1 pseudogene is annotated in these 255 nt (G+C 53.7%); it reads left to right on the forward strand.

Annotated features, from left to right (window positions below):
- Positions 1-255, forward strand: a pseudogene (locus Q4563_RS21055) (RNA-binding transcriptional accessory protein); the annotation flags it as partial.

A 255-nucleotide genomic window follows, 5' to 3' on the forward strand; every position in this document is an offset into this window, starting at 1 on the left:
TCTGAAGCCATCCTGATGGCCATGATTGCAAAACACGGCGTGCAGTTAATTGCGATTGGCAACGGCACCGGCAGCCGGGAAACCGACAAGTTTGTTGGCGATATGCTGAAAAAAATCAACCCGGCACTGGATGCCAGCCAGAAAGTGCAAAAAATCATGGTCAACGAAGCCGGTGCCTCGGTGTACTCCGCCTCAGAGCTGGCTGCCAAGGAATTCCCGAACCTCGATGTCACCATTCGTGGCGCTGTCTCCATT

It is taken from the genome of Gilvimarinus sp. 1_MG-2023 (assembly GCF_030548285.1).